At 65.1% G+C, this 19,984-nt stretch carries 20 protein-coding genes and 1 tRNA gene; 5 read left to right on the forward strand and 16 right to left on the reverse strand.

The features are described 5' to 3' along the window. Nucleotides 1-60 precede the first annotated feature (60 nt). From RBB34_RS17535 to RBB34_RS17595, 13 genes are all read right to left on the reverse strand, one after another. A complete protein-coding gene (locus tag RBB34_RS17535; protein ID WP_306120543.1) occupies nt 61-435 on the reverse strand; it encodes a hypothetical protein in 375 nt (124 codons plus the stop codon). Nucleotides 436-461: 26 nt separating this feature from the next. Further along, entirely contained in the window at nt 462-1,805 is a 1,344-nt protein-coding gene (locus RBB34_RS17540) for a UDP-glucose/GDP-mannose dehydrogenase family protein (RefSeq protein ID WP_306120544.1), read from the reverse strand. Continuing rightward, nucleotides 1,802-2,215, reverse strand: coding sequence for a hypothetical protein (locus RBB34_RS17545; protein WP_306120545.1), 414 nt, complete (start codon nt 2,213-2,215; stop codon nt 1,802-1,804). The genes RBB34_RS17540 and RBB34_RS17545 overlap by 4 nt, the downstream gene beginning before the upstream one ends. After that, on the reverse strand, nt 2,212-3,195 hold the full coding sequence (locus tag RBB34_RS17550) for a GDP-L-fucose synthase (protein ID WP_306120546.1): 984 nt from the start codon (nt 3,193-3,195) through the stop codon (nt 2,212-2,214). The genes RBB34_RS17545 and RBB34_RS17550 overlap by 4 nt, the downstream gene beginning before the upstream one ends. After that, nucleotides 3,167-3,952 carry a glycosyltransferase family 2 protein gene (locus tag RBB34_RS17555; RefSeq protein WP_306120547.1) on the reverse strand — a complete coding sequence of 262 codons (786 nt, stop codon included), beginning with the start codon at nt 3,950-3,952 and terminating at the stop codon, nt 3,167-3,169. Before RBB34_RS17555 ends, RBB34_RS17550 begins: the two co-directional genes overlap by 29 nt. Nucleotide 3,953: 1 nt before the next feature. Continuing rightward, a complete protein-coding gene (gmd, locus tag RBB34_RS17560) occupies nt 3,954-5,045 on the reverse strand; it encodes a GDP-mannose 4,6-dehydratase (RefSeq protein ID WP_306120548.1) in 1,092 nt (363 codons plus the stop codon). A 141-nt stretch (nt 5,046-5,186) separates the two neighbouring features. Then, nucleotides 5,187-5,702 carry a transcriptional activator RfaH gene (locus tag RBB34_RS17565; RefSeq protein WP_306120549.1) on the reverse strand — a complete coding sequence of 172 codons (516 nt, stop codon included), beginning with the start codon at nt 5,700-5,702 and terminating at the stop codon, nt 5,187-5,189. Nucleotides 5,703-5,752: 50 nt separating this feature from the next. Further along, nucleotides 5,753-7,060, reverse strand: a complete 1,308-nt coding sequence (locus tag RBB34_RS17570) for a sugar transferase (RefSeq protein ID WP_306120550.1) — start codon at nt 7,058-7,060, stop codon at nt 5,753-5,755. Nucleotides 7,061-7,224: 164 nt separating this feature from the next. After that, entirely contained in the window at nt 7,225-8,442 is a 1,218-nt protein-coding gene (locus tag RBB34_RS17575; RefSeq protein ID WP_306120551.1) for an O-antigen ligase family protein, read from the reverse strand. Continuing rightward, nucleotides 8,439-9,614, reverse strand: coding sequence for a hypothetical protein (locus RBB34_RS17580; RefSeq protein WP_306120552.1), 1,176 nt, complete (start codon nt 9,612-9,614; stop codon nt 8,439-8,441). The genes RBB34_RS17575 and RBB34_RS17580 overlap by 4 nt, the downstream gene beginning before the upstream one ends. Then, nucleotides 9,607-11,955 (reverse strand): polysaccharide biosynthesis tyrosine autokinase, encoded by a 2,349-nt coding sequence (locus RBB34_RS17585; protein WP_306120553.1) that lies wholly within the window; start codon nt 11,953-11,955, stop codon nt 9,607-9,609. Before RBB34_RS17585 ends, RBB34_RS17580 begins: the two co-directional genes overlap by 8 nt. 14 nt (nt 11,956-11,969) lie before the next feature. Beyond that, a complete protein-coding gene (locus RBB34_RS17590; RefSeq protein ID WP_306120554.1) occupies nt 11,970-12,719 on the reverse strand; it encodes a polysaccharide biosynthesis/export family protein in 750 nt (249 codons plus the stop codon). Nucleotides 12,720-13,037: 318 nt separating this feature from the next. Further along, the gene (locus RBB34_RS17595; protein ID WP_306120555.1) at nt 13,038-13,643 is read right to left on the reverse strand and encodes a hypothetical protein; all 606 of its coding nucleotides are present in this window, start codon (nt 13,641-13,643) and stop codon (nt 13,038-13,040) included. Nucleotides 13,644-13,992: 349 nt separating this feature from the next. On the opposite strand from RBB34_RS17595, the gene RBB34_RS17600 reads away from it, so the two are divergent. Next, entirely contained in the window at nt 13,993-14,370 is a 378-nt protein-coding gene (locus RBB34_RS17600) for a PAS domain-containing protein (protein WP_306120556.1), read from the forward strand. Nucleotides 14,371-14,425: 55 nt separating this feature from the next. On the opposite strand, the gene RBB34_RS17605 is transcribed toward RBB34_RS17600, so the two are convergent. Next, complete coding sequence (locus tag RBB34_RS17605; RefSeq protein WP_306120557.1) at nt 14,426-14,779, reverse strand: hypothetical protein; 354 nt, start codon at nt 14,777-14,779, stop codon at nt 14,426-14,428. Between the two features lie 418 nt (nt 14,780-15,197). Here RBB34_RS17605 and RBB34_RS17610 point away from each other — a divergent pair, with 418 nt between their 5' ends. The 4 genes from RBB34_RS17610 to RBB34_RS17625 all read left to right on the forward strand — a co-directional run bounded on the left by RBB34_RS17610 (nt 15,198) and on the right by RBB34_RS17625 (nt 18,701). Further along, the gene (locus RBB34_RS17610) at nt 15,198-15,617 is read left to right on the forward strand and encodes a DUF1801 domain-containing protein (protein WP_306120558.1); all 420 of its coding nucleotides are present in this window, start codon (nt 15,198-15,200) and stop codon (nt 15,615-15,617) included. Nucleotides 15,618-16,092: 475 nt separating this feature from the next. Further along, nucleotides 16,093-16,965, forward strand: a complete 873-nt coding sequence (locus RBB34_RS17615; protein ID WP_306120559.1) for a hypothetical protein — start codon at nt 16,093-16,095, stop codon at nt 16,963-16,965. Further along, nucleotides 16,962-17,546 carry a hypothetical protein gene (locus RBB34_RS17620; RefSeq protein ID WP_306120560.1) on the forward strand — a complete coding sequence of 195 codons (585 nt, stop codon included), beginning with the start codon at nt 16,962-16,964 and terminating at the stop codon, nt 17,544-17,546. The genes RBB34_RS17615 and RBB34_RS17620 overlap by 4 nt, the downstream gene beginning before the upstream one ends. Before the next feature lie 468 nt (nt 17,547-18,014). Next, nucleotides 18,015-18,701, forward strand: a complete 687-nt coding sequence (locus RBB34_RS17625) for a zinc metallopeptidase (RefSeq protein ID WP_306120561.1) — start codon at nt 18,015-18,017, stop codon at nt 18,699-18,701. Between the two features lie 88 nt (nt 18,702-18,789). Here the strand turns inward: RBB34_RS17625 and RBB34_RS17630 are convergent. After that, a tRNA-Pro gene (locus tag RBB34_RS17630) sits at nt 18,790-18,866 on the reverse strand. Nucleotides 18,867-19,084: 218 nt separating this feature from the next. After that, a complete protein-coding gene (locus RBB34_RS17635; RefSeq protein WP_306120562.1) occupies nt 19,085-19,822 on the reverse strand; it encodes an IS3 family transposase in 738 nt (245 codons plus the stop codon). Nucleotides 19,823-19,984: the final 162 nt, after the last annotated feature.

The raw sequence follows: 19,984 nt of genomic DNA on the forward strand, positions 1-19,984 counted from the left end.
CCGGATCGGGCGCGTCGTCCGGCCGGCTCACAACGGCGATTTCGGTCACCTGGTCCATGGTCAAGGTGTCGTCCAGGTCCGCGGCGGCCGCAGCCCACGCCATGCGAGTTCAAGCATCAGCGCGAACAGCCAGCCAAGGCCGATCCCGGCAAGGCTTGCGCCAAGGTCCGTGAGGCTGGCGGTGCGTTCGGCGTCAAGGATCTGCGCCAGTTCGATGCCGGCCGCCAGAGCGACGAGCCCTCCAAGGCGGACGCGGTTCCCGCGCGCGCCGACCAGCGCCACACAAGTGACAAGCGCGAAGCTGGCGGCATGCAGAACGAGGTCGTTATAGCCGACGATCAGGCGATGATCGGGCAGTTGCCCCCGATAGACGACGCCATAATAAACGAGCGGGGCGAGCACCGCGACCAGCAGGGCAAGGCGCGCTGCCGCCACCGGGCCTGCTATCTCCGTTTGGCGCACTACTCGGCCGCCTCGGCGCTTGCGGTCATCTCAAACCCGTTCGGCCGGCCCACGCCGGCATAGGCGAACCCGGCGGCCTCGACGCGCGCGGCCTCGTAGATATTGCGCAGATCGACCAGCACCGGTGTCGCCATTACCGATCTCAGCCGCTCGAGATCGAGCGACCGGAACGCCTCCCATTCGGTGACGATGACCAGCGCATCGCAGCCCTTGCCCAGATCGTAAGGGTCTTCGGCAAAACCCACATCGCGCACCGACAGCGCGGCCTGATCCATCCCCGCCGGATCATAGGCCCTGACGGTCGCCCCATGATCCTGCAGCGCCTGGATGATGTTGACCGAGGGCGCCTCGCGCATGTCGTCGGTGTTGGGCTTGAAGGTCAGGCCCAGAATGCCGATCGTCTTGCCGCGCACCGACCCGCCGCAGGCCTTGACGATCTTCCTTGCCATCGCCCGCTTGCGCTGGTCGTTGATGGCAACGGTCGTCTCGACGAGCCGCACCGGGCTTTCGGCGTCCTGTGCGGTCTTGACCAGCGCCACCGTGTCCTTGGGAAAACACGATCCGCCATAGCCGGGGCCGGCATGGAGGAATTTCGGGCCGATGCGCTTGTCCATACCGATGCCGCGGGCGACCTGCTGGACATCGGCGCCGACCTTCTCGCACAGATCGGCGATCTCGTTGATGAAAGTCACCTTCATGGCGAGGAACGCATTGCCGGCATACTTGGTCAGTTCGGCGGTGCGCCGGTCCATCGACAGCATCGGTGCGGCGTTCAGGAACAAGGGCCGGTAGACCTCCTTCATCACCGCAATGGCGCGCTCGTCAAGCGCGCCGATGACGATGCGGTCGGGCCGCTTGAAATCCTCGATCGCCGAGCCCTCGCGCAGGAACTCGGGGTTGGAGACCACCGCGACGTCGGCGCCAGGGTTGACCTCACCCAGGATGCGCTCGACCGCATCGCCGGTGCCGACCGGCACGGTCGATTTGGTGACGACCACCGTGAACCCGTCGAGCGCCCTTGCGATCTCGCGCGCGGCGCCTTCGACATGGCTCAGATCCGCATAGCCATCGCCGCGCCGCGAGGGCGTGCCAACCGCGATGAAGACGACGTCGGCCCGGGCGACGCTGTGGGCCAGATCGTCGGTGAAATGAAGGCGCTTTTGGGCCGCATTGGCCGCGACCATCGGTTCGAGCCCCGGCTCGTAGATCGGGATCCGGCCGGCCTTGAGCGCATCGAGCCTGGCCGGGTCGCGATCGACGACGGTCACGTCATGGCCGAAATCGGCAAAGCAGGCCCCCGAGACAAGGCCGACATAGCCCGCCCCGATCATGGCGATCTTCATGGCCGGCCTTTGTCGGGCGCCTGGGCCGCCGTGCGCAGCGCCAGGACCGACGCGATGACGACAAAGGCGATCGTGCCGACCAGTACGCCCGCCGACCCGGCGATCCAGTCGGTGACATCGGTCTGTCGGCCCACCGGTCCCTGAACGAGTTCCAAAAGCCCCCCTGCCCCGACCATCACGCCGGACAGGACAGGGAGCGGTGCCCAGAGCAGATGGCCCAGAAGGGTGAGCGCGGCAAAGCTGGCTGCGTGCATGAGATGGTCACCGCGCAATGGAAGCGGGCCGGGGGTGCCGAGGCGCCACTCGACGATCAGCGCGAACCACAGCGTCGCGATGGCGCCCAGCACGAACAGCGTCGTCAGCGCCCAGCGGCGCAGTTCCGACATGGGGCGGGCCTGCAGCACGCTCATGCGCGGGCCGCCATCGGCTCGCCTTGCGGGGCCTCGTGCGCCCGGTACCAATCGTAAGTCGCGGCAAGGCCGTCCTTGAGGGCGATCGCGTGGCGCCAGCCGAGCGCATGAAGGCGCGACGTATCAGCCAGCTTGCGCGGCGTGCCGTCCGGGCGGCTTTTGTCGAACACCAGTTCTCCATCATAGCCGACCGTGGCGGCGATCATTTCCGCCATTTGGCGGATCGTGACTTCCTCGCCCGTGCCCAGATTGATCGGTGTCTCGCCCGAATAGTGCCCGGCCAGAAACACCAGCGCATCGGCGCAATCGTCGACATGAAGGAATTCGCGTCGGGGCGTGCCCGATCCCCAGACCGTCATGGTCGGCGCGCCCGTCATTGTCGCTTCATGCGCCTTGCGCATCAGCGCCGGCAGGACATGGCTGGTCTCAAGATCGAAATTGTCGCCGGGCCCGTAGAGATTGGTCGGCTGGGCCGAAATGAAGTCGCAGCCATATTGCCGGCGATAGGCCTGGCACAGCTTGATGCCGGCGATCTTGGCGATCGCATACCACTCATTGGTGGGCTCGAGCGGGCCGGTCAGCAGTGCCTCTTCGGGCATGGGTTGCGGGGCATGCTTGGGATAGATGCAGGTCGAGCCCAATAAAACCAGCTTCTGCGTGCCGACGCGCCGCGCCGCCTCGATGACGTTGGCCTCGATCATCAGATTGTCATAGAGAAATTCGGCCGGGAACGCGTCGTTGGCCGCGATCCCGCCCACCCTGGCAGCAGCGATGAAGACGACATCGGGGCGCTGGTCGTCCATGACGGCTTCGACCGCGGCCTGCCGGCGCAGATCGACGCTCCAGCGATCGGCGGTGACGATCTCGACGTCTTCGGAGGAAAGCCGGCGAACAAGCGCCGAGCCCACCATGCCGCGATGGCCGGCGACGAAGACGCGCGTTCCGGTCAACTCAAAGATCGGTCTTGCCGTGTCGGTCATCGTCGATCTGCTTGCGCGTGACATATTGGCCGATCTTGCGCGCCGGCTTGGCGATCAGCGCATAGTCGACCATGCCGGCATCGAGCCAGCGCCGGCGCGCGCGCAGCACTTCCCAATTGTTCGCCCAATGGGCGCGCAGGCTGGCCGTGCTGGTCCCGCCAAGCTGCATGTCGACCATGACGTGGTCGATCGTGGCAAGGCTGAAGCCATGAACGTCGATGGCGCGTATCATCCAGTCATAGTCCGACGAGGTGGGCAGCGTCAGGTCGAATGCACCGACGGCCTCGGCCACGTAACGCCGGGCATAGAAGGTCGGATGGGCCGGCATCCAGCCCGAGCGGAACCCGGTCTCGGGCCTTGGCTCGGCACGCCAGCGGCGGGTGACGGTTTTCGTGTCGTGATTGTCGACATAGTTCAGATCGCCATGGACCATGTCGGTGTCTTCGAGCGCTTCGGCGATGCGCGAGAGGATCGTGTCGTCATGATAGGTGTCATCGGCATTCAGAACGCCCACCGCGTCGCCCGAAAACCGCTCCAGGCCCTTGTTGAGCGCGTCATACATGCCGCGATCGGGTTCGGAGAGGAGACGGATCCGGTCGCCCACATATTCGCCGACGGTCGCGGTCGTGCCGTCCGTCGAGGCGCCGTCGATGACCCACATCTCCTTGTCGCGATGATCCTGCGCCAGAAAGCTCTCCAGCGTATGCCGGATCGTCGCCTCGGCGTTGTAACAGACGGTCAGGACCGAGATTTTCATGTCACTGCGCCGCGCGCGCCGCGTGCTCTTCATCGAGGCGCCGATAGGCGGTCTCGGTGCGCACAGTGTCGAGATCGGCGCGGACCATTTCGCGGATCATCGCGTCAAAGGGCGTCGCCGGCTGCCAGCCGAGTGCGCGCCGGGCCTTGGACGCGTCGCCGACCAGGAGATCGACCTCGGTCGGCCGGAAATAGCGCGGATCGACGCTGACCAGCACCCGGCCGTCTTGAGCATCGCGGCCGACCTCACCGACGCCTTCGCCCTCCCAGGCGATCTTGATGCCGACCGCATCGAACGCCGTCTCGACGCATTGGCGAACGGAATGCTTCTGCCCGGTCGCCAGTACATAGTCGTCCGGCATCTCCTGCTGCAGCATGCGCCACATACCCTCGACATAGTCGCGGGCATGGCCCCAGTCGCGCTCGGCATCGAGATTGCCGAGATAAAGCCGCGTCTGAAGCCCCAGCGAGATCGCCGCCGCCGCGCGGGTGATCTTGCGGGTGACGAAGGTCTCGCCGCGCAGCGGGCTTTCATGGTTGAACAGGATGCCGTTGGAGGCATGAAGCCCATAGGCCTCGCGATAGTTGACCGTGATCCAGTAGGCATAGAGCTTGGCGGCGCCATAGGGCGAACGCGGATAAAACGGCGTCGTTTCGGTCTGCGGGGTCTCGCGCACCTTGCCGTAAAGCTCCGATGTCGAGGCCTGATAGAACCGCGTGGTGTCGGACAACCCCAAAAGCCGGATGGCCTCGAGCAGCCGCAAGGTCCCCAGCGCATCGGCATTGGCGGTGTATTCGGCGGTCTCGAAGCTGACCTGGACATGGGACTGGGCGGCCAGATTGTAGATCTCGTCGGGCCGGACCTCCTGGACGATGCGGATCAGGTTCGTCGCATCGGTCAGATCGCCATAATGCAGGATGAGGTTGCGGTCCGCCTCATGCGGGTCCTGGTAGAGGTGGTCGATCCGGCCGGTGTTGAACGATGACGACCGGCGCTTGATGCCGTGGACCTCATAGCCCTTGGCCAGCAGCAATTCGGCCAGATACGCCCCGTCCTGGCCGGTAATGCCTGTGATCAGTGCCTTCTTTGTCATCGATCCATGCTGAGCGCGCCCCGATGGGCGAAGCCACGTTCTGCCGAGACAGGGCGCGCAACGCCCTGCCGCCATTCGCCCACGCTACCGCACTCCGGGTGACTCGGGGTCACGCGGAGTGCACCGTTTCGGGTGGCACGCTCAGACCGCGTGCGCAAGCTCCGAACGGTCGATCCACACACGATGCGCGCCGCCCATGATCTCGAGCAGCACGCGCACGCGGCCCGCCGAGGACATCGTGTCGACCTCGGCGAGCATGTCACGGAACGGCCCGCCCAGCATCCGCACACGGTCGCCCTTTTCGAACGCGTTTTCGGGCGCGAAGAACCCGTCCTCGCCGGTCATGGCCTGCAGCGTCTCGACGAGCCCTTGCGGAGCCGGCAGCGGCATCTCGCCTTCCATGACCAGGCTCCGGACGCCATGGGTGCCGTTGACCGAGCGCCAGCGATCGCGGTTCGGGTCGAAGCGGACGAACACATAGCCGGGAAAAAAGGACAGGATCTGGGTCGACGTCCGGCGCGCATGGCGCACCGTCACCCGGCGCCTTGGGATGAAGGTCACGAAACCCTGCCGCTCGAGATGACCGATCGCGTAGGTCTCGCGGCGCGGCTGGGTGGCCGCGGCGTACCAGCGGGGATTTGAAGGCGCCGAATTCACGGTGAGAACATCCGGTTCGTGATGCAAGGCAAGCTGACTGTCGTTTTGTCCTACCTGGCCCCAACCCCCCAGAGCACGATACGGATGGTCTTGATGGCGATCAAGAGATCGAGCCAGGGTGAAATGTTTTTGACATAATAGAAGTCGTAGCGCAGCTTGACCCTGATATCGGCATCGTCGACGACGTGGCCCTGATTGACCTGCGCCCAGCCCGTGATGCCCGGCCGGACGGCATAGCGGTAGCGGTAGAAGGGAAAGGCGCTCTCGTAACGCTCGCCGAGAACCGACGCCTCCGGGCGCGGGCCGATCCATGTCATCTCGCCCAAGACGATGTTGATCACCTGGGGAATCTCGTCGAGCCGGGTCTTGCGCAGGACGTTGCCCAGCGGCGTGACGCGCTTGTCGTTGTCCTTGGTGCGCGCGGCCTCGAACGGGTCGATGCCCGCCTCCGGCACGTCGCGCATGGTGCGGAACTTGTAGACGGTGAAGCACCGCCCGCCCATGCCCTTGCGCTTTTGCCTGAAGAGCGGCTCGGGACCATCGACGAGCCGGATCGCCAGCCACAGCGCGGCGAAGACCGGCACCAGCAGCGGCAAAAGCACGGCGACCAGGGCAAGATCGATGAGCCGCTTGGCGGCGACATAATTGAGGTTCGGCAGGACCGAACCGAAATTGTTCTCCGACAGGTGCTCGATCGAGACCTGGCCGGTCAGGTGCTCGAGGACCTGCTTGCTGTGATAGACCGGCACGCCGTCGAGCGTGCGGTCGGCGATGAACTCCTCCCAGGCCGGCGAATGGTCGTAACGCAGATCGGCGACATAGGCGTCGACGCCCGGCGCGCGCCCGGGCTCGACGAGCGGCACCCATTCGACGCGGCGCGATCGCGGCAGGCTGCCCACCGCACCACCGGGCACGACGCCGATCCGCACCCCGGCGGCGCGCGTCATCACGAAGGCGATCACGACCAGCCACAGCGCGGTCATGACGGGCGCGGCGACCAGCAATGTCCGGTTATAGTCGAGCCGCAGCAGGAGAAGAAGGGCGATGGCGGCACCAAAGGCGAGGCCGACCGACCACAATGCGGAGGCGGCGAGCTGGACGCCGGGGAACTGGTGCAGCCGGCGCCAGCCGAAATAGGCGGCGATCACGGCGAGCGTGCACACGGCGATCGAATTGATCGTGCCTTCATTGACATAGATGTTGGGGGCAAAACCGCCCCGGACGAAAAGCGGAAGACCGACACCGAGAAGCAGAGCCATGGGAAGCTGGAACCGGATCCGGAGCACCAGCGGATGGGCCTGCGGCCGCACCCGCCCCGCCAAGGCATAGGAATTCATGCCAAGCGCGACGTTGTTCATCTAGCTGTCTCCGCCCGAAACAGTGTCATGTTGCGCAAAATTCACGCTTGTTTAACAAGCGTTACATTGCTCTTGCCCCTGCCGAATCGAAACTAGCCAAGTAAAACGACCGGTGCAACCGGCAATGTCCTTACGGCAGGAGATGGGGTTTTGCAGCGCAAGAATCACCGTATCCGGGCGGGTTTGGCCCGGGCCTCGGTCATCACCACCGCGCAGAAAAAGGCAAACACGAGCCCGATCGCATAGGTGCGCAGGGGATAGTCGACGATCGAGTGGGCCAGAATCGCCAGCGCCCCCATGCCGAACGCCAGGCTGCGCGCGCTGATGAGCAGATTGGCGGCGATGATGGCGATCAACCCGACAATGAGCGCTAGGCCGGGCAGGCCCAGTTCGAGGATGAGTTCGAGATAGTCGTTATGGGCGTGGTTGGCGTAGACGCGCTCGATGCCGGTCTGCGGCTCGTAGCGCGGATAGATGTCGACGAAGCTGCCCAGCCCGCTGCCCAAGGGCAGGAAATCGACGATGGCGGTCATCGTGTTGGCATTGAACTTGACGCGCAGATCCTCGCCGAATTCGCCGACGAACCGGCCGAAGACGACGGCGACGATCACGAGCGCCAGGGCGCTGGCGCCGAGAAGCGTCGCAACGCGCCCGCGCGCCAGTCCCGCGCCGCGGTTTGAGAAAACGACGAGCGAGACGATCGACAGGCCCACGGATATGGCGATGGCGGCGCGGGCGTTGGCGGCCAGAAGAACGAGCACGGCAATGGCGACGATGGTGATGTAGGCGGCGATCTGCCGGCGCTCATGGATCAGAAGGAACGCAAAGACCGGCACGAGCGCGTAGATCAGGCTGGAAAAATGGTTCTGGTTCTGGAACGCGCCCTGGGCGAACGGATAGAAGGGCGAGGAAAACGGCCCCTGATTGCCGACAAAGGACAGCTGCACCGCCGCCATGGTCAGATTGATGAAATACCCCAGGATGAAGACCAGAAGAATGCGCCGCTGGCCCACCTCCGTCAGCGTCGTCACATAGACCGCAAAGCCTGACAGCGTCAGCGCGAAGATCGCATAATCGAGCGCCTTGCCCGGACTGGCCGACACGAAGCCATGTGCGGCGCCGCCTGGCCACCAGGCCAGCGGAAAAAGCTGCCAGGCAAGGACGATCGCGAGCGCCAACAACCAGGCCGCGGCATAGGACGGCAGTTGCGCCGCGCGGATCCGCAAGGCCCCGATGACGATCAGCGGCAACAGCGCGATCTGGATGATCCGGTCGGAGAAAAGCCCGTTCGTCGTTCCCCCGCCGATCAGCATGGCGACAAGCACGACAAGGGCCGCCCAATAGGTGCTCGGCCCGTCGCGCGGTTCGGCGGGCCCGGTCATCGGGTGCGGACGATCTGGATGCGGGCGATGTCGAGCGCACCGGAATAGCGCGCCGACCAGCTCAGGGGCACAAAGCCGTTGGTCAGATGGATGCGCTGCGCCGCGCAGCCGGTTTCGGGAACCTCGAAATCAGTTTCGAAGCGCTGCCATTGGCTGGCGATGGGATCGAGGGGTATCGTGGCCAGTTCGGTGCCGTTGGTGCAGCCCAAAATGACCGAGATCGGCGCGGGTCCGCTCAGATCCTGCGACCGGGCCATGACTTCGAGGCGATGGGCGCCGGGGCGCATGACCAGCATCTGCGTGAGATTGTCGAGCCGGAGCGGCGTGTTCAGAAACCCGATGCGCACAAAGCTCGCCGTGACCTCGGGCGGTTCGGCGTCGGGCGCGCGCTGGCCGACCCAGTCAAGGGCGACGCCGCGCTGGCCCTGCGTGCGCCAGTCAAAGGCCGAACCGGTCGGCCGATAGGCAAAGGTGTCATTGTTGACAAATCCCGTCGGTGCCGGCCGGTCCCGGGCGAGCGTGACCCGGTCAAGGATGAGCGCGGCCTCCAGTTGGCCTTCGCGGATCAGGCGCCTCGAGATCGCGCCGATCGAACCGCCAAGGCCGTCGACGCCCTTTTCGTGGAAGGCCAGCACCATCTCGGAGGCGACCATCGGACCCTTCTCGCGCATCACCGCCGAAATGAGCCCCGATCGTGCACGATCATCGCTGGCGAACGCTTCGATCAGCGCGCGTCGGCCCTCGTCAATGGCGGCCATGGCAAGAACGGCCTGGCGCTGATCGCCCCAGCCGCCCGACCGGACCGTCAGGCGCCGGGCATGGCGGGCCGCGCGCTCGTAATCGCCGCTGGTCACGTCATAGACGAGAAGATGGCGCAGTGCCTGGCGTTCGGCGGGCTGCTTGGCAAGGGCCGTTTCGAAATGCGCACGCGCCGCCTCGACCGCGCCGCGCTCATGGGCAAGGATGCCCAGAATGCTGTCGAACCGGCCATCGGCGCGATGCAGTTCGGTGCCGCGTTCGGCAAGACGGGCGACCCGATCGAGATGTGCGGCCTGTGCTTGGGAAAGCTCGGAGACGATCGCGCGTATGCGCGTGTCGGCATTGAGCGGTGCGTAGGCCAGAGCGCCCCGCGGATCGTCGCCGTGCGTGACGATCCGGCCCAGATCAGCCAAGACGGCGGCGCAGATCGCGAACGAAGCGCCCAACAACGTTATTTGAAGCAGACGTTTGAACACGGCGCGTTGTTTCCCTGCGGTGGTCTTCGAGCTGGGCGCCGTCGGAGCCGTAGGCATAATAGTTGTAATTCATGTAGCGATACGCATAGTTGTAGTCGAGCCGGTCGATCTCGAACTTGGTCATCGCGGCACCGATGATATGCCCGCCCACCGCCCGCAGGCGCTTGACGGCGTTCTGCGCGGACTTGCGCTTGACCTGCTTGGCCGCGACCACCATCAGCGTCGCATCGGCCGAGCGCGACAGGATCGGCGCGTCCGACAGACCCATCACCGGCGGGGCGTCGATGATGACCAGATCGTAGCGGTTCTTGCAGAAATGCAGCACCATGCCCATCCGGTCCGAGGCCAGAAGATCGGCCGGGCTGGGCGGCAGGGTGCCCGCGGTCATGAAATCGACATTGCCGACCGCGCTCTTGCGGAAGATCGGCGTCTGCACATTGTTCTTCAGAACGTTGGTCAGGATGTTGGACAGGCCGATCGCATTGTCGGTCTTGAACATGCGGTGCATGCGCGGCCGGCGCATGTCCGCGTCGATGATCAGGACCTTTCTTCCAAGCGAGGCAAATTCCTGGGCGAGCTTGAAGGCGACCGTGGTCTTGCCCTCGCCCGGCTCGGCGCTGGTGATCAGCAGCGTGCGTGTCTCTTCATAGGCCGTCGTGAACTGCAGCGACGTGCGCAGTGTTCGGTGCGCTTCGGACAGGTTCGAATTGGTGTCGACCATGGCGTCATCGAACCCGTCGCCTGCGACCTTCGGAATGATGCCGAGCACCGGCAGTTTGAGGTCGGATTCGATCTGGTCGGGCACCGCGAAGGTGTTGTTGAGCAGCTCGAGGATATAGATGATCCCGGCCGCCAGCATCGCCGACAGCGCAAAGGCGAAACCCAGATTGCGCATGGGCTGGGGCGCAAAGGGCACGCCGGGCACGCTCGCCTCGTCGATGATCGATGCGTTGCCGCTCTGGATCTCGGCGGCGACGTCGAGATCGTTGAGCTTGGTGATCAGCGACGCGTATTGCGCGCGGTTGGTGTCGACCTCGCGCTCGAGGATCGTATAGCGGATGTTCTTGCGTTGCAGGTCGGCCTGCCGGTTTTCCAGATTGGCCAGTTCGGCCTGCAGGGCCGCGATGCGGATATTGGTCTGCTCGAGCCGGGCCCTGACCGAATCGACAATCGCGCCCACCTGAGCATCGATCTGGTCGTCGATCTGATTGATCTGGATCTGGAGCCGCTGCATTTCCGGAAAACCGGGCTTGAGCGTGGCGAGCTTGACCTGGTATTCGGCCTGCAGTTCGCCAAGACGCTCCTGCAGGGCCCGGATCGATTCGCTTTCGAAGATCTGGGGCAAGAGGATCGCTTCGCCGGCCGCGCTCTGCTCGACGACGCGTTGGAGTTCGCCGCGTTCCTTGGTCGCCTCAATCAGCTGTCCGTTGACCGCCGAAATGCTCGAGGCGATCAGCGAGATCTCATCGGCCTCAAGCGTGATGCCTTCGGTTTCGGCATAGTCGACCAGCGCGATCTCGGAGGCCTCCAGCCGGTCCTTGACCTCGATGATCCGTTCCTGAAGGAATTCACGCGCCAGCGTTGAAGTCTGGGCGCGCTGGTCGACCGACTGATCGACATAGCTGGCCGCGACCTGGTTGACGACGCGGGCCGCCATTTGCGGGTTGGCGTGTTCGTAATCGACGCGAATGACCGCGGTGTTGCGGATCAGATCGGCCGACAGCCCGCCCCGGACAAGGCGGGTTGCCAGATCCTCGCGCTCTTGCGGTGTCAATGCGTCAAGGTCGACCGTGCCCGTGGTGCCAAATGCACGCCGGACGATGTTCATCAGCGAGAATTCCGGCGCGGGCGCCAGAAACGCGGCATCATTGGACAGGCCCAGTTCGAACGAGACCCGGCGCGCCAGATCCTTGGACAGGATCTTGCGCCGTGCCGTCTCGAAGACCCGCGCATCCGATCCGGTCGAGATGCTGTCGAGATCCTGCAGGATCTTGATGCTCGGCGTCTGGATCTCCAGCGTCGTCGCCGCCCGGTACATCGGCGTCTGCATCCAGGTGTAGACGATGCCGGCGACCAGCCCGCAGGCAATGCAGGCGACCACGACCCACCGATAGTGAACGACAAACCAGAACAGCTTGACCGGATCGAAGTCAAAGCCCTCATCGTCCTCGGCGAACTGGTCGAGATCGGCATAGCGGCGCCGGCGCAGCTCTTCTTCGTGCGCCATGGCCCGACCCGATGTGTGCATCTCGCTCAAGGCGTATTCGGGTTTGTTCATCGCAGCTATACGCCCTAATTGACCGGCCCGGTCACGACAGTTGGAACCGCCCGGACGGTCGTGGCGATGCCCAGGGCCTCGCGCAGGTTCTTGACGGCGACACGAAAGCCCGATTCGAAGGCGACGACAACATCGCCGCCGTAAATTCGCGGATCCTCGGCCTGGCCCCGCTGGATGGCGGGCAGCGAATATTGTGCGACGAGCCTTTCGCCGCCGATCTCGCGGAAGATCCAGATGGCGCGATCATTGGCGACCTGGGTCACCCCGCCCGATTGGGCGACCAGTTGCTGCAGGGTCGTACCACTCGTGACCTGCTTGCTGCCGATCCGGCCGAACTCGCCGTCGACCAGCACGCGCTGACCGAAGGACTCCTTCACCGTCACCGTGATCGCCGGTGCCTGCAGGTAGTCGGCACCGTAGCGCTGTTCGAGGCGCTGCTCGAGTTCGGGTACGGTCAGGCCGGTCACCTGGACCTCGCCGATCAGCGGCATGGAAATCTGCCCGCGCGCATTGACGCGGACGGTGCGGTTGAGTTCGCTGACATCGAAGAAGTCGATCTCAAGAAGATCGTTGGCCGCGATGCGGACCTCGGCGACCCCGAAGGTGTCGGTCGGCTCGGGCAAGCGTTCGACGACGCGGATCTCGCCATCGGTATCGCCGACGCGGGCAAAGGCCTGTGTCGGGGCCTGATCGAGTGCGCCCGTCGTGCCGCCCTGGCAGGCGGCCGCGCTCAACGCCACGAGCGCCATCAGCAATGCTTTCAATGGCCCGCGGCGTTGCACCTGTCCGATCCCCTCAGTCTTGACCAGCCCTTCACCTAGGGCAAGGGTGTAGCACCGGTGAGGCCGAATTGCGGCCATGCCACTGCCACACCGCCCGGGGCAAAGCGCCTCTTTCACCGCTCCCGTCCAGCCATTGCCATGAACAGCCGGTGTTGCAAAGACCGCAGCCGGGGTTTTCAGGCAAAAGATCGCAGCGGCGTATGCGGCAATCAGACCTCTGTGATGAAGGCAAGGCGGGCCGGGTTCATCGATCCGCCAGAGGTTCGACCCGCGCGCCGCTGCGACCGATCAGCTACGCGATCACGGGCTCGCCGGATCGTCGCCATCGCCGAAATCATCATCATCACCGCCACCGACGGCAAAGGCCAGCCCGCCAATGCCGATCAGGCCAAGAAGGCCGAGCATCGCGACCACATTGCCGTCGGCGTCGACAACGGGCACTTCGGTCGGTTCCACGGCGGCCTGCTCGACCTGCGGGGCGGTGTTGCCGGTTCTCACGCAGATATTGCCGTCCGGGCCGGCCGGGGTCGAAAGGCGCACGAACTGGTTCGACTGCAGCTGGACCAGGCATTCCTGGGAGATCGCGATCTCGGCAAAGCTCGACGGGCCGGTGACGACCTCGCCATCGGGGCCAAGCTCCTGACCCGGCACGGTGATCTGGAAGCCAAGGCTGGTCAGCTGAAGAACGCCACCCTCGGCCTGGGTGACGATCGCCGCGGGCTCGCCCTCGGGCACCGGCGTTGCGATGCAATCGCAATCGGCGAACGGGTCGACGGGCACTTCATCGAGGCCGTTCGGGTTTACCGCGCCGTTCTGGGCCAAGGCGGTCTGGCTGACGATCAGCGCAAGCGTGGCCACCGTGGCGAATACCGAGCCACTGCGCTTGTGACGAAGTGCGTCAAGCATCGATTTCCCCTGCTGCAACACTTGCGATATACCATAGGGCTGACCGATTTCAATGAAGATTTGGTTGCAATTGCTGTCTGTGACACCCTGGGCGGGCTGCCGTGCGCCCCGCAACGGCCGTTTGGGCGGCGTTTTTGGCCGGTTTGGGGCAGGATTGGTGGTCCGCCGCGCCCAGGTCACGTTTTGCAACGCACATGTGATCACCGCCGCGCGTCGGCTTTCGGCGCCCGGTCCGGCTGATTCGGACCCCGTCCGATCGAGAGCTGCCATCGCGTGAGCGCGGACGCTTGCACGCGCCGGCGGCGCATTGTACGCCCAGCCCGATCACAACGAACCGAGATGACCGCAAGTGACCATCACGCCCCTTCAAAAGGCCGACCTGCGCGCGCTTTTGGAAGACGACGAGGCCGAGATGAGCGTCGTCTTCTCCGATCCGACCCTGCCGGACAATCCGATGATCTTCGTCAGCGAGGCGTTCGAACGCCAGACCGGCTACACGGCCGAGGAGGCGGTGGGACGCAACTGCCGGTTCCTGCAGGGCCCGCAGACCAGTCCCGATGCCGTCGAGGCGATCCGCTGTGCGCTCAGGGCGCATACGCGCTTTACCATCGACATCGTCAATTACCGCAAGGACGGCACACCCTTTTTGAACCGGCTGCGGATCCGCCCGATCTTCGATTCAGAGGGTCGGCTGCAGTTTTTCGCGGGCGCGCAGAACCCGGTCTGAGCGCGCTCGCCGCCAGGCTCACCGGGTGGGCAGAACGGCGGCGAGCGCCCGGCGATCAGCCGCGACAGGGTCGGGCGCGCAGAACGCAGGTCAGCGGCCGCCCCGAACAGTTGAACGAGACGATCTGGGCGTTCTTGAAGCTCGAATAGTCCGTGCCGTAGACCGGCAGCGCAACGCCCTTGGCGCCCATCGAGCGGCCTTCGACGGCGCGGACCCAGCGCCGGATCGCCCGCCGCTTGGCGCGTTTCTCGCGGGCCTTGGCGCGCGGCGCCGCCGATTGGCCCATCGTGGTGTAGATGTGCGATGCGCACATGCGCTCTTGTGCGCTGGCCGCAGGTGCGCCCAGCGGAGAAAGGGCAGCGCCGGTTCCGGCAATGATGACGGCGCATGTGAGAAGGAACCTGGTCATGGCGTGATCCTTTGGCTTGCGGCCGATGACGGGCACCCCATCGGGCCCGTCGCCGGCACGTTGCGATTGCATGCAAGGCTAATTGGCCAGCGGGCGCGCCACTGTGCCGATGCGCACAGGCCGCAGGCCGCTCAAGATGCCGGGAAAAAGCCACCGGTCAGATCTGTGGTCGCCAGGGCCGATTGCGCACAAGATGATAAGACGGCACGCGCGATGGCAACCAGCTGCGGTGACGGCCTGGCACGCGCCGGTTGCGGCATGCGCCAGCCCGATCGTCGGCGGCCTTCACAACGCCCATGCAACACCCGGATGAGGCCCGGCCCATGACCGGCACAATCGCGTTGCACGGCCGCGCCCGCAGCGATAATCTGTGCATCTTCAGATGGGGACATGCCAGACCAGCCCTCGGGGGCCCGCCATGCGCAAGGACAGGACCCGGCCGGACAACGCCGATCTTGAGGGCGTCATCGGCGCGATCGCAAGCGACAAACGGCGCGCCCATGCCGAACGGCTGATCGCCATGATGCAAGACGTCACCGGCGAACCGCCAACCGTGTGGAACGGCCGCATCATCGGGTTCGGGCACTACCATTACCGCTACGACAGCGGGCGCGAGGGCGACACGTTTCGCACGGGTTTTGCCGCCCGGAAGAACGATTTGTCCATCCATGTCATGGCCGGGCTCGACGAGATGGCCGATGCGCTCGATGCGCTGGGACCGCACAAGCGTGGTGTGTCCTGCCTCTACGTGAAATCGCTCGACGCCATCGACTTTGCCGTACTGCGCCAGATCATCGCCAGGAACATGGCGATCATGGCCGCGCGCTACCCGACCTGAGAGCCGATTCTGCGGCCATGCCTGCCGTGCGCGCCGTCAGTTCGGCGCGCTGGTGCGGCCGGCCAATCCGAAATCGCGTGTCGCCGCCTCGTCGATGCCCGCGGGGCTATGTGTGCCAACACCGCTTCGGATTTCGGCACCGCCGATGCCGTGTGGCGCGTTCGGTGCACCCCCATCCGCGGATCGAAGAGCGATCGTCTTTTCCTGCGTACAATGTGATTTTCATTGTGCATCATGGACTTCTATATTTGTATATGGAACAATTCCCCTTGTACAGGAAATCCGAACCGGAAAGTGTCTCGGTCCGATTGCTTCGAAACGGGCATCCCTTTGCCGGTTCGATCACCGTCATAGCATGTGGCGGCTGGCGCTTGACCTCTCGGATTCTCTCGATTACACAGACACTCATTGCGCCTGATCGATCCGCTGGCTCGACGGGATTTGATACTTGATTTTGTACTTATGGAGTTTGACCATGGCCCAGCCAGCCCCTCCCGCACCGCCTGCCAACAAGCCCGCCGCGCCGCAGGCAAAGGGTGCCGCGCCGCCTGCGAAAAATGTGGCGCCGCCTGCCAAGCCCACGCCGCCGGCAAAGGGTGCCGCGCCGCCTGCGAAGAACGTCGCGCCGCCTGCCAAGGCCACGCCGCCGGCAAAGAGTGCCGCGCCGCCTGCCGAAAAAACCGCCGCGCCGCCTGCCGACAAGCCCGCGCCGCCGGCAAAGAGCGCTGCGCCGCCGGCAGAGAGTGTCGCGCCGCCCGCCGAAAAAACCGCCGCGCCGCCTGCCGACAAGCCCGCCGCGCGGCCCGCCGGCGAGATCGTCACCGACCTTCTGCCACCGCTCGACCTGCTGCCCGACGAGGATCCCGAGCAATACGCGCTGTTGCGCGAGGCGGTCGTGTCCGAACTGTCGCCGAGCACACCCTACCAGCGCATCTACGCGGACCAGCTGGTCATGTTGGAATGGGAACTTTGGCGGTATCGGCGTTTTCGCGACGGTTTCATACGGGAGAAGTTCCGACAATGGTGCCTGGACAACATGAGAACGGGCATCCCGGACGGTGAGCCGCGGTTCTCAGCCAACCAGGACGATCGGCAGTTTGCGCGCGACTGCGTGAGTGCAGACACCAAGCTCAGGGCCATGGCCCTGGCGGCCCTCGAGAGAGCCGGCTATCCGCCCTCGCAGATCGTCAACGAGATCTATTCGCTTCATGGCGGGCGGCTCGAGCGCTGCGATGCCCTGATCGCGGAGATCGAGAACCGGCGGCGTCGATTGCGCGAGGATTTCGACCGCCTCAAATCGGCGAAGGCAAGGCAGATCGAGGATGCCGAAGTCCTGGAGGTCCGATGACCACCGATCGCCAGCGCCGGGCGAACGCACGCAACGCCCAGAAGAGCTCGGGCCCCAAGACCGAGGCCGGCCAGGCACGTTCTGCGCAAAACGCCCGCAAGCACGGTCTTTCCAGCGCCGCGCCGGTCGAGGCCACGCTTGCCTGGTTCCGCCTGATCATCGATGAGCCGACCGCGTCGCTCGATCCGTTCGACGGTTCACCGCGCAAACAGGCGGCGATCAAGCTGGCGGCCGCCGAGGTCCAGCTTGCACGGGCCCTGAAAGCCGAACGCGACCACATCGCCGAATTCAACGCCCGTGTCATAGGGCACTCCGAGGCCGACTTTGCGGTCGTGAACGATCGCGACCTCGACCCGATGGAGCAGCTGATGCGGTTGGTCAATTTCGACTGGGCCAGCCACTATCGCGCGCAGGCCGAGCGCTTGCAGAACGAACAGGCCTGGCCGCTATCGCGCGAAGGGCGGCTCTTGCGGCGCTATCGCCGCGAGGCCGAATCGCGCCGGCGACGCGCCCTCAGGGACTGGATCGCGCTCAATGGCGAAATCCCGAAACGAACCCGAACACAACCGGAGGCCGCATGAACCGGCTCGCATATCATGCCGACAACGACCGGCAGGGTCGGCACCGCGGCGCGGCCCTGCCGCGGCAGGCACGTCCGGCCGACATCGGGGTAGGCGCCCGGAATCCCGAAACGAACCCAATCCGACGCCGGGCCTGCGTCACATGAAGGACCAGGACAATGATCGGCAACCGATCAAATCCCTGAAAAGGCGCTTCGCCGTGCCGAACGCCAGCCAGGACACCGAAATCCCGAAACGAACCCGATTTTTGGCTTTGAGCTGTGTTTAATTCATTCTTCGCCATTTCGTTTTGTCGCCTGCAGATCGTCCGCGCCGGACCGCACGGCCAATCCGACGCAGGCCATGGACACGGGGCCCGCGCACCATATTTCCTTATGCAAGACGGGATGAGGCACGGCCGTGGCCGGCCTTCATGCCGATAGTGCCTGGTCGTGAACCGACCGGCGATTTTCTGGAGACACGGACGCAATGGCGCTGCTGGGCCTTCTTGGGCTGCTTGTTCTGGCCGCCGCGGTGCTCTTGCCGCAAATGTGGGTGCGCCGCGTCATGGCGCGCCACGGGGCGGCGCGCGCCGACTTTCCCGGCACGGGCGGAGAACTGGCCGAACACCTGATCGACCGGTTCGGGCTCGACGGCGTCGGCGTCGAGACGACCGATGGCGGCGACCATTACGATCCCGAAAGCCGCACCGTGCGCCTTTCGGCGTCAACCCATGGCGGCGCCAGCCTGACCGCGGTGGCGATCGCCGCGCACGAGGTCGGCCACGCCATCCAGCACGCCCGCGGGGAGACCGGGCTCCGGCTGCGCCAGGCGCTGGTGCGCCTTGCCCGCGTCAGCGACCGTTTCGCCGCGCTGTTCTTCATCGCCGCCCCGATCCTGACCGTCATCGTGCGCTCGCCCGGCGCGTTTGTCGGCCTGGCCGCGATCGGCATCGCGCTGCTGTCAGTGCGCGTGCTGGTGCATCTGGTCACCCTGCCGGTCGAATATGACGCAAGCTTCTCAAAGGCCCTGCCGATCCTGAAGGACGGCGGCTATCTGCGCGAGAAGGATCTGGGTGGCGCCCGCCAGGTGCTGAAGGCCGCGGCATTGACCTATGTCGCCGGCGCGCTGGTCAGCCTGATCGATCTTGCGCGCTGGGCACGGCTGCTGCGCTAGCGCTGCCGGCCCGCCTGCACGCACAGAGCTCGGGTCTTGCCGGAAAGACCCATTGCCGAAAACGCGTCTTGCGGAAAGGGCGCTTGGGTGGTCGGAGTGGCAGGATTTGAACCTGCGACCCCCTCGTCCCGAACGAGGTGCGCTACCAGGCTGCGCTACACTCCGACCCTTGAAACACAAGGGTTTCGGGCGCCTTCTAGCGGAGTCATTTCGAAACAGCAAGTGAGCAAACGGCCCCAAGTGCCACGGAAATGCGCAAAAGTCCCACGAGAATTCCCACGAGAGTTCCGGTGATGTTCCGGCAAGATGAAGCCGAGGTGGAATGATGGTGGTGGGGCGTGTGCGCGTCTCGACGGGCGGTGGAGTTGCTGTTACCCCGATCTTCATCCACCTGAAGCTAGAGTGCGGCGGTTAGCATGGCGCTTGCGCGCCGACGTAGCAATGGGCGATCCGCTCGGCGGTTCGGGTGCGCAGAGCGGGGGGCCCATTGCGGTGAGTTGGGCGGCGTAGGCCGCGGGTGTTGTGTATCCCAGGGCTGAGTGGGGACGGTGCTGATTGTAGTCGGCGACCCAACGCGCCACCGCCTCTCTTGCCTGATCCAGGTCGAAGAACAGCGTCTCGTTCAATAGCTCGTCCCGCATCCGGCCGTTGAACGCTTCGCAGATTCCGTTCTGCATTGGCTTGCCCGGGGCAATGAAATGCCAGGCGACGCCGGTCACCTGGGTCCATTCGAGCATGGCGTTCGACGTGAACTCGGTGCCGTGATCGCTGACGATGAGCCCGGGCTTTCCGCGCCGCGTCCCAAGGGCACCGAGCTCCCGCGCCACCCTTTTGCCGGAGATCGAGGTACCGACCACGGCCGTGAGGCATTGCTTGGTCACATCATCCACCACGTTCAGGATGCGCAGGCGCCGGCCGGTGACGAGCTGGTCGTGCACGAAGTCGACAGACCAGCGCGCGTTCGGCAGGGCCTCGACGAGGATCGGCGCCCTGGTCCCCGTCGCCTTCTTGCGGCCCCGCCTTCGTCGCACCGTCAGCTTCTCCTCGCGGTAGAGCCGCTCGGCCTTCGACTTGACCACCTCACACTGTGGCCGGCGCGCCTCGTCATCGGCTGGCGTCATCTGCCCCTTGCCGGGAAACGCTCCGACAGGATCTTTCCCAAATTGCTTGATCCTGCGACGAAGTACTGTCCATGAACATCAAGGTCGCGGGCGGCATGCGCCACGCTCACGCCGCACATCGTCACCAAGTGAAGCGCTTCCGTCTTGAATTGTAAGCGGTGT

This window comes from Roseitalea sp. MMSF_3546, from assembly GCF_030732865.1.
Classification (GTDB): Bacteria; Pseudomonadota; Alphaproteobacteria; order Rhizobiales; family Rhizobiaceae; genus Roseitalea.

Coding starts and splice junctions, on each gene's coding strand:
- RBB34_RS17575 (WP_306120551.1), bottom strand. CDS start 8,442: ATGACCGGGCCCGCCGAACCGCGCGACGGGCCGAGCACCTATTGGGCG.
- RBB34_RS17555 (WP_306120547.1), bottom strand. CDS start 3,952: ATGAAAATCTCGGTCCTGACCGTCTGTTACAACGCCGAGGCGACGATC.
- RBB34_RS17550 (WP_306120546.1), bottom strand. CDS start 3,195: ATGACCGACACGGCAAGACCGATCTTTGAGTTGACCGGAACGCGCGTC.
- RBB34_RS17570 (WP_306120550.1), bottom strand. CDS start 7,060: ATGAACAACGTCGCGCTTGGCATGAATTCCTATGCCTTGGCGGGGCGG.
- RBB34_RS17625 (WP_306120561.1), top strand. CDS start 18,015: ATGGCGCTGCTGGGCCTTCTTGGGCTGCTTGTTCTGGCCGCCGCGGTG.
- RBB34_RS17540 (WP_306120544.1), bottom strand. CDS start 1,805: ATGAAGATCGCCATGATCGGGGCGGGCTATGTCGGCCTTGTCTCGGGG.
- RBB34_RS17635 (WP_306120562.1), bottom strand. CDS start 19,822: ATGACGCCAGCCGATGACGAGGCGCGCCGGCCACAGTGTGAGGTGGTC.
- RBB34_RS17585 (WP_306120553.1), bottom strand. CDS start 11,955: ATGAACAAACCCGAATACGCCTTGAGCGAGATGCACACATCGGGTCGG.
- RBB34_RS17545 (WP_306120545.1), bottom strand. CDS start 2,215: ATGAGCGTGCTGCAGGCCCGCCCCATGTCGGAACTGCGCCGCTGGGCG.
- RBB34_RS17620 (WP_306120560.1), top strand. CDS start 16,962: ATGACCACCGATCGCCAGCGCCGGGCGAACGCACGCAACGCCCAGAAG.
- RBB34_RS17610 (WP_306120558.1), top strand. CDS start 15,198: ATGCGCAAGGACAGGACCCGGCCGGACAACGCCGATCTTGAGGGCGTC.
- RBB34_RS17615 (WP_306120559.1), top strand. CDS start 16,093: ATGGCCCAGCCAGCCCCTCCCGCACCGCCTGCCAACAAGCCCGCCGCG.
- RBB34_RS17595 (WP_306120555.1), bottom strand. CDS start 13,643: ATGCTTGACGCACTTCGTCACAAGCGCAGTGGCTCGGTATTCGCCACG.
- RBB34_RS17605 (WP_306120557.1), bottom strand. CDS start 14,779: ATGACCAGGTTCCTTCTCACATGCGCCGTCATCATTGCCGGAACCGGC.
- gmd (WP_306120548.1), bottom strand. CDS start 5,045: ATGACAAAGAAGGCACTGATCACAGGCATTACCGGCCAGGACGGGGCG.